We start from the raw sequence: 12,715 nt of genomic DNA on the forward strand, positions 1-12,715 counted from the left end.
GAGTGTCTCCTGTCGACCCGTGTCGGCGCTTCAGCGCTTGTCCCGGGTTCCATACATGTTCGCTGGCGGGTACGACCCTCAGCCGCCCGACAACGCCTGCACGACATATACGTGGCTCGCGTCGCCGAGCGCATCCGACAGATGTTCGCGGTCGCGTATCGGCCGGCCGTCGATAAACACGGCGAGATGCTTTCGCAGCGCGCCCTGGTCGTCGACGATGTAGCCGCGCAGTCGCGGCTGCTCGCTGAAGACGGCTTCGAACGCTTCGCCGACCGAACGCGCATCGACGTCGCGCTCGGGCGTTTCGATATGCCGCTGAATCGACGCGGCGAAGAAGAGATGAGCCATGGCGGGTAACCGGAAGCGAGCCGTGCGGGGCGTGGGCGGCATCGTCGATTCTGTAGTGTAGGCGATCCGTTTCGTGGTTTGCGGCATTGCGGTGCAGCAGACGGCGGTGCGTATCGGTACGTGTCGGTACGTCTGCGCTTACGCGTACTTGTCGCCGACCGTGCTGCGGATCGGATGCGTATCGTAGACGATGATCATGCGCTCGATGCGCGCGTCGTCGTCGAATTCGAACACGTCGACGCACTCGAATTGCACCGTGGAGCCGTCCTTCAGCGCCCAGTCGTAGACGAAATAGCCGGTGGCCCGACGTGCGCCGGTCGCGCTGACGCAGATGTCGATCGGCGTGATGCGGCTCTGTCCGGATGCCGCCGCGACCTTGTCGAAGAAGGGCCGCGGTGCCATCCAGCCGAGAAACGGCGAGAATATCCGCGCATCGGGCGTGAACAGCGCACAGATCGCGGCGACGTCGCCGCGTTCGAGCGTTTTCAGGTAGGTATCGACCTGCCGCGTGTATAGTGCGTCGGACGACGAGACCATGGTATTTCTCCGCTGATTGTCGAGAGCTATCCGCGACCGCGAGTGCGATCGGCTCAACCACGATAGCGATGCAGCGATGACCGAACAAACGAAAAATCCGCAACCCGGGTATGCAGCCCGCGCATATCCGCTGGCGGACCTCACGCGTGCGCTGCCGCCGCTGACCGCGTTCCAGGCCTTTGTCGCCGCTGCCGAACTCGGCAGCTTCAACCGGGCAGCCGAGCATTTGTGCCGGACCCAGGGCGCCGTGAGCCGGCAGGTGCAGCAACTGGAAGCGCACTACCGATGTGCGTTGTTCGTGCGACGTCCGTCGGGGTTGACGCTGACCACGGAGGGCGGCGCGTTGCTCACGGTAGCCGTCGACGTACTCACGCAGCTCGCGCGGCACGCGCATGCCCATGTGCACGGCATGTCGACCCTCACGGTGCGGTTGCCTTCCACGTTCGCGATCCGCTGGCTGTTGCCGCGGCTTTCGGCGCTCAATCATGCGTTGCCGCGGACCGAGCTGCGTATTCACACGTCGGCGGACGACATGCCCGATTTCGCCGACGCCGATTTCGATGCAATCGTCGTGCGCGGCACCGGAAGCTGGGCGGGAATGGCGGCGATTCCGCTGTTCGACGAGTGCCTCACGCCGATGTGCACGCGCGAGACCGGAGCATCGCTGAAGTCGATCGCCGATCTCGCGCATGTGACGCTGCTGCATCCCGCGCGCAATCGCGACGAATGGCGATGCTGGCTGGATGCCGTCGGCGCGACGCGGATCGACCCGGGCACGGGCCTCGTATTCGATACGCTCGAACTGACATTGACGGCGGCTGCCCAGGGGCACGGCGTCGCGATCGGCGATCCGCGCATGGCGGCCGATCGGCTGGAAGCAGGAACGCTGGTCGCACCGTTTCCCCATGTGGTGCGCAACGGTCTCGGCTATTACCTCGTCTATCCGGTGCAGCGCGCCGCGCAACCCGCGATTCAAGCGCTCGCAGAGGTTCTGACGCGTCTCGCGCGCGACGGTTGATTGCGATCGAACGGTTCGCTAAACCGGAATCGACCGCCCCCGCACGCGAATCCCGAGCCGTACGACGCCGATCACCGCATTCGACAGCCACGTGAGCAAGCGCGGCATCCCGCGCCGGCGGATATCGAGCAGCAGCACGATCCGCACTTCATCGCTGTCGTTCCACGCCTCGTGCATGAACGTGTCGTCCCACAGCAGGAAGCGGCCTTCGTCGAGCCGGTATTCGCATCCATCCACTTTCAGCACGGCGGCCGGCGTGCCGTCCGCGCGCTTCGGCATCGACAGCACGAGATAGCCGCGCAGGATGCCGCGAAACGGCCCGCGATGCGGCGGAATGTGCTTGCCCGGCGCGAGGAACGACAGCGATGCGGACAGTACGTCCGGCGACGCCGCGACGATCGACGCGACGGTCGGGCAGCGCGACAGGTTGCGCGGGAACGGTTGGCCGTACGCCTGCATGATGAACATCCGCCAGTCGCGCGCATCGTTGGCCGAGATGTCGTACTGCTCGCGCATGATTTCGTGGAAGCGCGGGATACGCGGCATGTCGCGGGCCACGGCGAGCGCTTCCGCGCGGATCGCAGGCCACGCGCGCACGAAACGCTCGGCGTCCGGGAACGCGGCCGTATCGAGCACCGCGCCGCCGTCGATATGGCGGTCGTACAGCGTGCGGAGCAGGCCGGCTGCATAGTCGTAAGCGACGGACATGGTCGATCGATGGGCGATCCGTATGAAGTGGCGTCAGTCTGCCCGAAGCGCGACGGGCGCTGCGTTACGTCAGGTTACGCCGTCTGACGAAAGAATGACAGTTCGATGACGGGCCGACGCAAGCGGCGCGAGCCACGGCGCGCGGGAATAAACGAACCCCCTCCGTCGTCATACGGGTGTAGCACATCGTCTCGTTGACTTCAGAAGGAGCGGAACATGAACAAGCATTGGCTGGTGGCCGCCACGGTGGTGGCGATGTCTGTCGCGGGTATCGCGACGCAAGCGTCGGCACAGGAACTCACTCGAGCGCAGGTCAGGCAGGAACTGATCGACGCCGAAAACAACGGGCTGCGCTTCGTGACCGATACGTCGTATCCGGACGTGAGCCCGCTCTTCCAGCGGCAGGTCGAACAGATGCCGCAGCGTCAGTCCAGCACGGCGGTCGGCAGCGATCCGGCCGTTTCATCGGAAGCCGGCAAACCGGCGGCGATGTCGCCGCGCCAACGTCCGGCCGCATGCGTCGGCCCCGCGAGCTTCTGCGCGATCTATTTCGGAAGCTGACAAACCGGCCTGCATCCGCAGGTTCGGCATTCACAACGGTTGATCGATACGGAACATTGAAGGAGTTGATGATGAAGACATATATCGGAGTACTGACAATGATCGGAATGATCGCCGGTCAGTCGGCATTCGCGCAATCGGCTGCACCGTTGACGCGCGCGCAGGTTCGCGACGAGCTGATGCGTCTGGAAGCGGCCGGGTATGACCCGGCGAAGGGAGACGACGGCGAGTATCCGGCGGACATCCAGGCCGCGGAAGCGAAGCTCGCCGAGCAGGATCGGGCCCGGCAGGCGGCCGCCGCCCTGCATGCGCCGGCCCCCGGTATGCCTGCTCAAACCAGCAACTAGGTGTCGATATGTACGTGTGTGGCTTCTGGCCGTCGTGTTCGCGGTACGGCAATCCGCGCGCCCTTCGCGCCGCTCGACGTGGCCGAAGGGCGCCGGCTGCCATGCCGCTCATCGCACGCCGCTTCGCGCGGCGTCGCGATCATCTCGTCAACCGATCCCGATGAGCGGGCAGGTTTATCGGACGATGAACGGGAATGCAGACGATATCGAGAACCGGAACAATCCGGTTCATGCCGGCGATGATGGCCTGAAACAAGGGGAGGCTATCACCACGGCATCATGCGCTGCACGACCTGATCGCGCAGCACGAAGCGGTGCGCCAGCGCGGCTGCCACGTGCAGGCAAATGCCGGCAAACAGTACCCATGCGAGGATGCCGTGCACGTCGCCCATCGCGTGACCGAATCCGGAGCCGGCCGCCGACAGCGCCGGCAACGGGACGACACCGGCCAGCGTCACGGCCCAGGCGCGCGACGATGCGTTGATCCAGCCGAGCAGCGGCACCGCGATCAGCAGCGCGTAGATCGCGAAATGCGTCACGCCGGACAGCGCGCGCATCGCGGGCGGCAGGTCGCTTTCCGGCGGGCGATGCGTCGCGCGCCACAGCACGCGGCAAGCCATCGCCGCGAGCAACGCGGTACCCACGATCAGGTGCGCGGCGATCAGGCCGATCGGTTGCGTATCGCGATGCACGTCGGGCATCGTCCAGCCGATCGCGTACTGCGCGACGACCAGCGCCACGATCAGCCAGTGAAGAAAGCGTGCAACTGCGTCATATCGGGCGGGCGTGCGCATGAAAACTCCTGACGAATGGCGGGAATCGAATATATCGGCGGATTCTACGGGCGAATCCTTAACGAAACGTTAAGCACCCGGCATCGCGCGCGATCGGTCGTCGTGTTCGCTGGCCGGCGCACTGCGCGGCAACGATCCGGCCGCGTTCGCCGACGGCAGCGCGACCACGACGCCAAGGCCTTGGCCGCCGATGCCGGGCTCGAACTGCACCGTGCCGCCGAAGTACTGCGCGATGCGCGTGACGATCGACAGCCCGAGCCCGCTGCCGGGCGATTGCGTGCCGCTGCCGCGATAGAAGCGATCGCCGAGCCGTTCGTGCTCGCCGGGAGCGACGCCCGGCCCGTCGTCGCGCACGACGATGCGTTGCAGCGCGCCATCGTCGTGCACGCCGAGCTCGATGCGGCCACCGCGGCGGCCGTACTTGATCGCGTTGTCGACGAGATTGTCGAGCAGGATGCCGATCAGGATCGGATCGGCATCGATCGCACGTTCGGATACGTCGCCGGTCACGATGTCGATGGCCTTGTCCGACGCCTTCGCGAGATGGCGATCGACGGCGGCGTCGACGAGTTCGCGGACGACGACGGCGCGCGTCGGAATGCGTTCGTATTCGTCGAGCCGCGCGAGCAGCAGCAACTGTTCGGCGAGGCGCGCGCTGCGGTCGACGCCTTGCACGACGCGCTGCATCGCCAGCTGCTTGCGCGCCGGATCGTCGGTCGCGATCGCGACCTGTGCCTGAACCTTGATCGCGGCCAGCGGCGTCTTGAGTTCGTGCGCCGCGTCGGACGTGAACGCGCGCTCGCGCACGATCGATTGCCGCAGCCTCGCCAGCAGGCGGTCGATCGCGTCGACCAGCGTGCGCACTTCCTCCGGCACGGTGGCGATGCCGAGCGGTTCGAGCGATCGCGCATCGCGCGCGCCGATCAGCGTCGACAGCGTCTTCAACGGCGCGAGACTGCGTCCGATCAGGTACCAGAGGAGGAGCGCCAGTACCGGGAGCGCGACGATCAGCGGCAAGACGATGCCGCGTGCGATGCCGGTCGCCAGATCGCTGCGCGTGTTGAGCGTTTCCATCACGCGTATCCATCGCCCCGACGGGTTGTCGCGCAGCGTGTGCGTGCGCCATTGCGTGTCGCCGATGACGATCGTCCGGGGGGCGCCGCGCGGTTCGCGTGCATCGGGCAGGCCGTCGGCGTCGGCCGGCAGGTTCGATGCGACGACGTGGTTCTGCGCGTCGCGCACCTCGAACAGCATGTCGCGCGGCAGGCGATCGCCGTCGTTGTCGGGGCCCGATCTTGATTCGCCGAGCGCCAGTTCGACGCGCGCGTCGGGCGGAAAGCGGGCGAGGCGGGCGAGGTCGGCCGGCGAGAGACCGACGAGCAGCGACGCATACTCGACGAGGCGCGCGTCTTCCCATTCGCCGATCTCGCGCGTGGCGTGCCGGAAGCTGCCGAACACGGCGACGATCCACACGACGATGACGCAGCCGAGCGCCATCGCCGACACGCGGCGTCGTATCGACCGCGAGATCATGGCGCGTCGACGACGTAGCCGATACCCCGGACGGTGCGGATCAATTCCGCGCCGAGCTTTTTGCGCAGATTCGAGATATGGACCTCGATCGCATTGCTTTCGATGCCTTCCTGCCAGCCGTACAGGCCGTCCTCGAGACGCGCGCGCGACTGGGGGCTGCCCGGGTGGCTGACGAGCTGAACCAGGATCGCCCATTCGCGTGCGGTGAGCGCGATGCGCGATGCATCGCGTGTCACCGTGTGAGTGGTCAGGTCGATCGTGATGTCGCGCCATACGATCTCGTCGCCGGCGCGGCCCTGCGAGCGGCGCACGAGCGCGCGACAGCGGGCGAGCACCTCGGACAGCTCGAACGGCTTCGCGAGATAGTCGTCCGCGCCGTCGTCGAGGCCGCGCACGCGGTCGGCGACGGTGCCGCGCGCGGTCAGCACCAGTACCGGCACCGTATCGCCCGCATCGCGCAACGCACGCAGCAGTTCCGTTCCCGATTTGCCGGGCAGGCCGAGATCGAGCACGACGAGCGCGAAGCGCGTCGTCGCGAGCGCCGCGGCGGCCGCGTGGCCGTCGCGCAGCCAGTCGACGTGATAGCCGGCCTGGCTCAGGCTGACCTCGAGGCCGCTGCCGATCAGGTCGTCGTCTTCAACAAGGAGGAGTCGCATGGTCGATTCGCGTGCAGGTGTATGCGATTGTACGAGCCCGACTGTGCGTGCAAGGCAACCGATTGTAATTGAGCGATCTCAAACATCGTCCGATTCTGAAGAACGCTTAAGGTTTGCGGCCGGCATTCCCGCTACTATCGGCCTCGACATTTCTCCCCCCTGACCCCGACCCGGGTTTGCGCCGTTCGGCACGGACCGAACGCAGCGGCCCACGAATCCGCGACCCTTCAGTTTGATTTCAAATCGATCCGGGTCGCCCGCACGGGAGGTTCATTCTTCATGGCACCCTCGACGATCGAGCGATGGCGCGCCCACCTGCTGATCGCCGCGCTGGCCGGCATGTTCGTTCAGTGTTTCGTGCTGGTTTCGCTGCTTGCATTGCGCGTACCCGAGGCGTTTTTCACGACGATGACATTTCGCGTGTGGACCGTCGTCGCGGTTGCGACCGCGATCCTTTCGGCCCGCAAGCTTGCCGATGCGGCGTTCAGGGCCGCAGTCGCGTGCGGATACGTGCGCGTGACCGGAATCGATCGCCGCACGGTAGTTGTGTCATCTGATTGCGCGTACCGTCGGCTGGTCGTCCTTCATATCCGGCTCAACGGGAATCGATACGGCAGCGTGCACGGGTGATCCCGCGTGCGCGGCCGGTTGCGGTCGTACGGGTCACCACTGGGGAGAAGCATGGTTTTGCTGCATGCGCTGCACGCGCTGGCCGGGGCACTGTCGATCGTCTGCGGGCTGGGCGTGTTGCTGGGCATTGCCTATACGGTTACGGCCAGCGTGCTGGTCGGCAGGTTCTTTTCCCGGGCGGCGGCGGTGCCGCGCGATTATCCGGGCGTCACCGTCGCGAAGCCGCTGCACGGCGACGAATGGGATCTCGTACAGCATCTCGAAAGCTACTTCGTGCAGGATTATCCGGGGCCGGTCCAGCACCTGTTCGGCGTGCACGATGCGGGCGACGCGGCGCTCGCGGCCGTCGAGACGCTGCGCGCGCGCTATCCGGACGCGAACATCAAGGTCGTCGCCGACGCGCGGCTGTACGGGCCGAACCGCAAGGTCGCGAATCTCGTCAACATGCTCGAACATGCGGAGCATTCGGTGCTTTGTCTTGCCGACAGCGACGTGCTGGTCGGGCGCGATTATCTGCGTGCGGTCGTCGGCGCGCTACAGCAGCCGGAAGTCGGTATCGTGACGAGCGTGTATCGCGGTGTCGCGTCGCCGGGCTTCTGGCCTGGCGTCGCCGTCGCGATGACGAATTACCATTTCCTGCCCGGCGTGATTACCGGGCTCTTCATCGGGCGTGCACGGCCATGCTTTGGACAGACGATTGCGATCACGCGCGCGACGCTCGAACGCATCGGCGGGCTTGCGCGTTTCGCGCATCACCTGGCCGAGGATCACGCGCTCGGCGAAGCGGTGCGGCAGGTGGGCGCGCAAGTCGTCATCCCGCCGTTCGTCGTCGGGCATGCCTGTGTCGAAGAGACGTTCGCCAAGTTGTATGCGCACGAATTGCGCTGGAGTTGCACGATCCGCGCGGCGGACCGGCTCGGTCATGCCGGGTCGGTGCTGATGCACCCGGTGCCGCTCGCGCTGCTGGCCGTGCTGTTTTCCGGCGGTACGCCGGCCGCCTGCTGGCTGACGGTCGCGGCGCTCGCCGCGCGGGCGCTGCTGATGCTGAAAACGAGCCGTGCGACCGGCGCCGGCCTGCACGGCGCCCTCTGGCTGCCGTTCGTCGATCTGCTGCAGTTCATGGTCTTCGTGGCGAGCTTCTTCTCGTCGCACGTCGTCTGGCGCGGCACGCGCTTTCGCGTCGACCGGGAAGGCTTGCTGTCGCCGGCGGGTGAATCATGACGACGGACACGAACACCGCCAAAGCCGACGCGGAACGCGTGTCCGCGCGTCACGACGCACGGCTGCGACATGCGGGACGCGCGGCGGCGCTGGCCGGGCTGGCGCTCGCGGTGTGGCTGATCTGGCGCGAGCATCCGCTGGAGATCCTGCACCGGCTGCGGATCGCCGGCGCCGGGCTGCTCGTCGCCGCGCTGGCCCACATCCTGCCGATGCTCGCGAATGCGTGGGACTGGCGGATGCTGATCCGCGGCCCGCGCCGGCCGTCGTTCGCGACGATGCTGAAGCTCGTGTGGATCCGCGAATCGATCAACGGCCTGTTGCCGGTCGCGCGGATCGGCGGCGAGATCGTGTCGTTCGGGCTGCTGCGGCAGGCGGGCGTGCGGCCGGCGACCATCGTGGCCAGCCTCGTCGCCGACATGCAGCTCACGCTGATCAGCCAGCTGGTGTTCGCGCTGATCGCGATCGGCTATGTGCTCGAACACGTGTCGTCCGACGCCGCGCAGGTGGCCGCGCACCTCGCCATCGGCATGGCCGCGCTGGTGCCGGTGCTGCTGCTGTTCGCGCTGGTGCAGCATGCGCGGCCGTTCGAGCGTGCGATGCGCGCGGTCAACCGGATCACGAGCGGCAAGGTGGTCGCGCTGGTCGGCGAATCGGCACGCACCGATCAGTCGATCCGGATGATCTGGAGAAAGACCGGCATCGTCGTGCGCTATCTGGGGATCTGGCAGACGCTGCAGTTTGCGGGTTATGCGCTGGAAATCTGGCTCGCGCTTTATTTCCTCGGCGCCGATCCGACCTTTGCGCAGGCGCTCGCGATCGAGGCATTGATCCAGCTCGTGAGCAGCATCGCGTTCGTGATGCCGGGCGGTTTGGGCGTGCAGGAGGGCGGGTTCGTGCTGATCGGCGGGCTGCTCGGGTTCGACGCGCCGACCTGTCTCGCGCTGGCCGGCGCCCGCCGCGTGCGCGATCTGCTGTTCTATCTGCCGGGCTTGCTGGCGTGGCAGTGGGCGGCCGGTTCGGCGAACCGGCCGGGCGGCACGAAGCGCGCATCGCCGGGCATCGAGGAATCCGCCAGGCCGCGCTGACGCGGCCCGACGACGATGTGTGCGTGCCCGGGCGAGCACGCATCCGCCCACGCGCCGCGGCGCGTGAATCAGCGCCGTTCGTCGGCGATATGGCTGCGGATCACGTCCGCGAACGACGTGTCGCCCTTCAGCCCGAGCGCTTCCGCGCGCGTCGTGTCCCAGCGGCCCGGCCAGCTGCCGACGATCTTCTCGACCCCCTCGTCGGGCGCATGGCGAATCAGCTTCACGACGTCGTCGCCCGCGACTTCGCGCAGCGCTTCGATCATCTCGTCGACCGACACCGACAGGCCGGGCAGGTTGATTACGCGCTTGTTGCCGAGCTTCGCGCTGTCGATCTCGCAGCCTGCGACGAGCGCGTCGATCGCGCCGCGCGGCGACAGCAGCCACAGCCGCGTCGAACCCGGCACCGGGCACACGCTTTCCTCGCCGTTCAGCGGCTCGCGGATGATGCCGCTCGCGAACGACGACGCGGCCGCGTTCGGGCGGCCGGGCCGCACGCTGATGGTCGGCAGCCGCAGCACGCGGCCGTCGACGAAGCCGCGCCGCGCGTAGTCGCACAGCAGCAGTTCGGCGATCGCCTTCTCGGCGCCGTACGACGATTGCGGGTTCAGCGCGGTGTCGTCCTGCACGACGTCGGGCAGCGCGCCGCCATACACCGCGACGGAGCTCGTGAACACGACGCGCGGCTGGTGGCCGCGTGCGCGGCACACGTCGAGCAGCATGCGCGATGCGTCGAGGTTGATCCGCATGCCGAGATCGAAATCGGCTTCGGCCTGGCCGCTGACGATCGCCGCGAGGTGGAAGATCGCGCCCGTCTGGGTGTCGATCGCGCTTTCGAGCACCGCACGATCGGCGATGTCGCCGACGATCGACGTCACGCGCGCGTCGCCGAAATCGCTGCCCTTGACGACGTCGAGCAGCACCAGTTCGTCGATCTTGCCGATCCGCCCGTCGGGGCCGGTCAGTTCGCCGCGCTCGAGCAGCTTGCGCGCGAGGCGCTGGCCGAGAAAGCCGGCGCCGCCGGTGATCAGTACTTTCATGTTCTTTATCCTCTTCGGATTACGTGAATCACAGGTACGGCTTGATCCAGCCGAGGCCGGCCGACGTGCCGGCCTTCGGGCGGTATTCGCAGCCGATCCAGCCGTCGTAGCCGAGCGCGTCGATCAGCTCGAACAGGTACGGGTAGTTGAGTTCGCCGAGATCCGGCTCGTGGCGCTCGGGCACGCCCGCGATCTGGATGTGGCCGATGCCCGCGAAATCGCGCTTGAGCTTCATCGCGAGATCGCCTTCGACGATCTGGCAGTGGTAGCAGTCGAACTGCACCTTCAGGTTCGGCGCGCCGACTTCCGCGCAGATCGCCTGCGCGTCGTCCTGGCGGCTCAGGAAATAGCCGGGCATGTCGCGCTGGTTGATCGGCTCGATCAGGATCGTGACGCCGCGTGCGTTGGCGGCCTGCGCCGCATGCCGCAGGTTCGACAGGTAGGTGTCGCGATGGCGTGCGCGGTCGGCGCCCGGCGCGACCATGCCGGCCATCACGTGCAGCTTTTTGTTGCCGAGCACGCGCGCATAGTCGAGCGCCTGGTCGATGCCGCGCCGGAATTCGTCCTCGCGGCCCGGCAGCGACGCGATGCCGCGTTCGCCCGCGGCCCAGTCGCCCGGCGGCGCGTTGAACAGCGCCTGTTCGAGGTTGTGCGAGTCGAGGCGCGCGCGGATGTCCTCGGCCGCGAAGTCGTACGGGAACAGGTACTCGACGGCTTTGAAGCCGTCGTAGGCGGCAGCGGCGAAGCGTTCGAGGAACGCGTGCTCGTTGTACATCATCGAGAGGTTGGCGGCGAAGCGTGGCATGGCAGCGGGTCCTGTGAATGAATGGGGCGGGGCGTACCGCGCCCCGCGTCGAATGGTGGCCGGTTCAGCGGTTCACGAGTTTCGCGGGCGTGAGCCACACGGCGATCGCGCCGATCACGAGCATGGCGGCCAGCACGTACATGCCGGACGACGTGCTGTGCGTGACGTCCTTCAGGTAGCCGATCACGTAGGGGCTCGCGAAACCGGCGAGGTTGCCGACCGAGTTGATGATCGCGATCCCGGCAGCGGCCGCGGAGCCCGCGAGGAACGCGGTCGGCAGCGACCAGAACAGCGGTGCGCAGGTCAGCACGCCGCCTGCCGCGAGCGACAGGAACACGATCGACACCGCCGTATTGTGCGAGTACGACGCCGCGACCGCAAACCCGGCCGCGCCCATCAGCGCCGGCACGATCAGGTGCCAGCGGCGTTCGCGGCGCTTGTCCGCGCTGTGGCCGAACAGGTTCATCACGACGATCGCGACGACGAACGGGATCGCGGACAGCAGGCCGATCTGGAGCGTATCGGTGATGCCGGTCGATTTCACGAGCGTCGGCATCCAGAACGTGAGGCCATACTGGCCCGTGACGAAGGCGAAGTAGATCAGCGACATCCACCACATGCGCGGGTCCGAGAACACGGCCTTCAGCGAATGGCCGTGCTGCTGCTGTTCCTGCGGCTGCGCGGCGATTTCGTCTTCGAGGAGCTGCTTCTCGCGCTCGTCGAGCCACTTCGCGCCGCGGATGCTGTTGTCGAGATACAGGATCGTCGCGATGCCGACGAGCACGGCCGGCACGGCTTCGATCATGAACATCCATTGCCAGCCGTGGAAGCCCGAGCCGCCGTGGAAGCGCTCCATGATCCAGCCCGACAGCGGGTTGCCGAAGATGCCCGACACGGGGATCGCGGACATGAACACCGCGATGATCTTCGCGCGGCGGTGCGACGGGAACCAGTACGTGAGGTACAGGATCACGCCGGGGTAGAAGCCGGCTTCCGCGAGGCCGAGCAGGAAGCGCAGCACGTAGAACTGCGTCGGCGTCTTCACGAACGCGAACAGCGCGGACAGCAGGCCCCACGTGATCATGATCCGCGCGATCCAGATGCGCGCGCCGAGGCGGTGCATCAGCAGGTTGCTTGGCAGTTCGAACAGAAAGTAGCCGAGGAAGAAAATCCCCGCGCCGAGGCCGAACACGGTTTCGCTGAACGCGAGATCCTGCGACATCTGCAGCTTCGCGAAGCCGACGTTCACGCGGTCGAGATACGCGACCACGTAGCAGAGCATCAGGAACGGCACGATGCGCCAGAACACTTTCTTGTAGGTGCGGTCGAGTTCGGCCGCATGGGCGGGCGCGGCGGGCGAGCGGCCTGCGGCCGCGTCGAGAGCAGTCATCGTCGTGTCTCCAGGGATGTCGTGTGCCGGCGGCGCGTAGGC

The 12,715-nt window shown here is 66.9% G+C and carries 15 protein-coding genes; 6 read left to right on the forward strand and 9 right to left on the reverse strand.

All coding sequences use genetic code 11. From position 1 onward, the window contains the following. Nucleotides 1-78: 78 nt before the first annotated feature. Together BT264_RS33520 and BT264_RS33525 are read right to left on the reverse strand one after the other, a co-directional pair. Nucleotides 79-348, reverse strand: a complete 270-nt coding sequence (locus BT264_RS33520) for a MoaD/ThiS family protein (protein WP_072444496.1) — start codon at nt 346-348, stop codon at nt 79-81. Nucleotides 349-486: 138 nt separating this feature from the next. Continuing rightward, nucleotides 487-885: a nuclear transport factor 2 family protein gene (locus tag BT264_RS33525; RefSeq protein ID WP_072444494.1), complete on the reverse strand. Its 399-nt coding sequence runs from the start codon at nt 883-885 to the stop codon at nt 487-489. A 76-nt stretch (nt 886-961) separates the two neighbouring features. Here BT264_RS33525 and BT264_RS33530 point away from each other — a divergent pair, with 76 nt between their 5' ends. After that, complete coding sequence (locus tag BT264_RS33530; RefSeq protein WP_072444492.1) at nt 962-1,903, forward strand: LysR substrate-binding domain-containing protein; 942 nt, start codon at nt 962-964, stop codon at nt 1,901-1,903. A gap of 18 nt (nt 1,904-1,921) precedes the next feature. Here the strand turns inward: BT264_RS33530 and BT264_RS33535 are convergent, their stop codons facing one another. Beyond that, nucleotides 1,922-2,611 carry an aspartyl/asparaginyl beta-hydroxylase domain-containing protein gene (locus BT264_RS33535; RefSeq protein WP_072444490.1) on the reverse strand — a complete coding sequence of 230 codons (690 nt, stop codon included), beginning with the start codon at nt 2,609-2,611 and terminating at the stop codon, nt 1,922-1,924. 216 nt (nt 2,612-2,827) lie between these two features. On the opposite strand from BT264_RS33535, the gene BT264_RS33540 reads away from it, so the two are divergent. Together BT264_RS33540 and BT264_RS33545 are read left to right on the forward strand one after the other, a co-directional pair. Then, the gene (locus tag BT264_RS33540; protein ID WP_072444488.1) at nt 2,828-3,172 is read left to right on the forward strand and encodes a DUF4148 domain-containing protein; all 345 of its coding nucleotides are present in this window, start codon (nt 2,828-2,830) and stop codon (nt 3,170-3,172) included. Between the two features lie 71 nt (nt 3,173-3,243). Then, nucleotides 3,244-3,519, forward strand: coding sequence for a DUF4148 domain-containing protein (locus tag BT264_RS33545; protein ID WP_072444531.1), 276 nt, complete (start codon nt 3,244-3,246; stop codon nt 3,517-3,519). A 266-nt stretch (nt 3,520-3,785) separates the two neighbouring features. Here the strand turns inward: BT264_RS33545 and BT264_RS33550 are convergent, their stop codons facing one another. The 3 genes from BT264_RS33550 to BT264_RS33560 all read right to left on the reverse strand — a co-directional run bounded on the left by BT264_RS33550 (nt 3,786) and on the right by BT264_RS33560 (nt 6,502). Next, on the reverse strand, nt 3,786-4,313 hold the full coding sequence (locus BT264_RS33550) for a cytochrome b (RefSeq protein ID WP_072444486.1): 528 nt from the start codon (nt 4,311-4,313) through the stop codon (nt 3,786-3,788). 69 nt (nt 4,314-4,382) lie between these two features. Beyond that, nucleotides 4,383-5,846, reverse strand: coding sequence for an ATP-binding protein (locus BT264_RS33555; protein WP_072444484.1), 1,464 nt, complete (start codon nt 5,844-5,846; stop codon nt 4,383-4,385). Beyond that, entirely contained in the window at nt 5,843-6,502 is a 660-nt protein-coding gene (locus BT264_RS33560; protein ID WP_072444482.1) for a response regulator, read from the reverse strand. Before BT264_RS33560 ends, BT264_RS33555 begins: the two co-directional genes overlap by 4 nt. 279 nt (nt 6,503-6,781) lie before the next feature. Here BT264_RS33560 and BT264_RS33565 point away from each other — a divergent pair, with 279 nt between their 5' ends. The 3 genes from BT264_RS33565 to BT264_RS33575 are packed head-to-tail and all read left to right on the forward strand — an operon-like array spanning nt 6,782 to nt 9,438. After that, the gene (locus tag BT264_RS33565) at nt 6,782-7,132 is read left to right on the forward strand and encodes a hypothetical protein (RefSeq protein ID WP_072444481.1); all 351 of its coding nucleotides are present in this window, start codon (nt 6,782-6,784) and stop codon (nt 7,130-7,132) included. A 51-nt stretch (nt 7,133-7,183) separates the two neighbouring features. Further along, nucleotides 7,184-8,353 carry a bacteriohopanetetrol glucosamine biosynthesis glycosyltransferase HpnI gene (gene hpnI, locus BT264_RS33570; protein WP_083534298.1) on the forward strand — a complete coding sequence of 390 codons (1,170 nt, stop codon included), beginning with the start codon at nt 7,184-7,186 and terminating at the stop codon, nt 8,351-8,353. Continuing rightward, on the forward strand, nt 8,350-9,438 hold the full coding sequence (locus BT264_RS33575) for a lysylphosphatidylglycerol synthase domain-containing protein (RefSeq protein WP_072444479.1): 1,089 nt from the start codon (nt 8,350-8,352) through the stop codon (nt 9,436-9,438). The genes hpnI and BT264_RS33575 overlap by 4 nt, the downstream gene beginning before the upstream one ends. A 68-nt stretch (nt 9,439-9,506) precedes the next feature. Here the strand turns inward: BT264_RS33575 and denD are convergent, their stop codons facing one another. The 3 genes from denD to BT264_RS33590 form a co-directional block, all read right to left on the reverse strand. Then, nucleotides 9,507-10,478: a D-erythronate dehydrogenase gene (gene denD / locus BT264_RS33580; RefSeq protein WP_072444477.1), complete on the reverse strand. Its 972-nt coding sequence runs from the start codon at nt 10,476-10,478 to the stop codon at nt 9,507-9,509. 28 nt (nt 10,479-10,506) lie between these two features. Further along, complete coding sequence (otnI, locus tag BT264_RS33585; RefSeq protein WP_072444475.1) at nt 10,507-11,283, reverse strand: 2-oxo-tetronate isomerase; 777 nt, start codon at nt 11,281-11,283, stop codon at nt 10,507-10,509. Nucleotides 11,284-11,347: 64 nt separating this feature from the next. After that, nucleotides 11,348-12,673, reverse strand: a complete 1,326-nt coding sequence (locus tag BT264_RS33590) for an MFS transporter (protein ID WP_072444473.1) — start codon at nt 12,671-12,673, stop codon at nt 11,348-11,350. Nucleotides 12,674-12,715 lie beyond the last annotated feature (42 nt).

It is taken from the genome of Burkholderia sp. NFPP32 (genome assembly GCF_900119325.1).
Taxonomy (GTDB): Bacteria; Pseudomonadota; Gammaproteobacteria; order Burkholderiales; family Burkholderiaceae; genus Burkholderia; species Burkholderia pyrrocinia_C.

Coding starts and splice junctions, on each gene's coding strand:
- BT264_RS33520 (WP_072444496.1), bottom strand. CDS start 348: ATGGCTCATCTCTTCTTCGCCGCGTCGATTCAGCGGCATATCGAAACG.
- denD (WP_072444477.1), bottom strand. CDS start 10,478: ATGAAAGTACTGATCACCGGCGGCGCCGGCTTTCTCGGCCAGCGCCTC.
- hpnI (WP_083534298.1), top strand. CDS start 7,184: ATGGTTTTGCTGCATGCGCTGCACGCGCTGGCCGGGGCACTGTCGATC.
- BT264_RS33545 (WP_072444531.1), top strand. CDS start 3,244: ATGAAGACATATATCGGAGTACTGACAATGATCGGAATGATCGCCGGT.
- otnI (WP_072444475.1), bottom strand. CDS start 11,283: ATGCCACGCTTCGCCGCCAACCTCTCGATGATGTACAACGAGCACGCG.
- BT264_RS33590 (WP_072444473.1), bottom strand. CDS start 12,673: ATGACTGCTCTCGACGCGGCCGCAGGCCGCTCGCCCGCCGCGCCCGCC.
- BT264_RS33535 (WP_072444490.1), bottom strand. CDS start 2,611: ATGTCCGTCGCTTACGACTATGCAGCCGGCCTGCTCCGCACGCTGTAC.
- BT264_RS33565 (WP_072444481.1), top strand. CDS start 6,782: ATGGCACCCTCGACGATCGAGCGATGGCGCGCCCACCTGCTGATCGCC.
- BT264_RS33550 (WP_072444486.1), bottom strand. CDS start 4,313: ATGCGCACGCCCGCCCGATATGACGCAGTTGCACGCTTTCTTCACTGG.
- BT264_RS33560 (WP_072444482.1), bottom strand. CDS start 6,502: ATGCGACTCCTCCTTGTTGAAGACGACGACCTGATCGGCAGCGGCCTC.
- BT264_RS33555 (WP_072444484.1), bottom strand. CDS start 5,846: ATGATCTCGCGGTCGATACGACGCCGCGTGTCGGCGATGGCGCTCGGC.
- BT264_RS33530 (WP_072444492.1), top strand. CDS start 962: ATGACCGAACAAACGAAAAATCCGCAACCCGGGTATGCAGCCCGCGCA.
- BT264_RS33575 (WP_072444479.1), top strand. CDS start 8,350: ATGACGACGGACACGAACACCGCCAAAGCCGACGCGGAACGCGTGTCC.
- BT264_RS33540 (WP_072444488.1), top strand. CDS start 2,828: ATGAACAAGCATTGGCTGGTGGCCGCCACGGTGGTGGCGATGTCTGTC.
- BT264_RS33525 (WP_072444494.1), bottom strand. CDS start 885: ATGGTCTCGTCGTCCGACGCACTATACACGCGGCAGGTCGATACCTAC.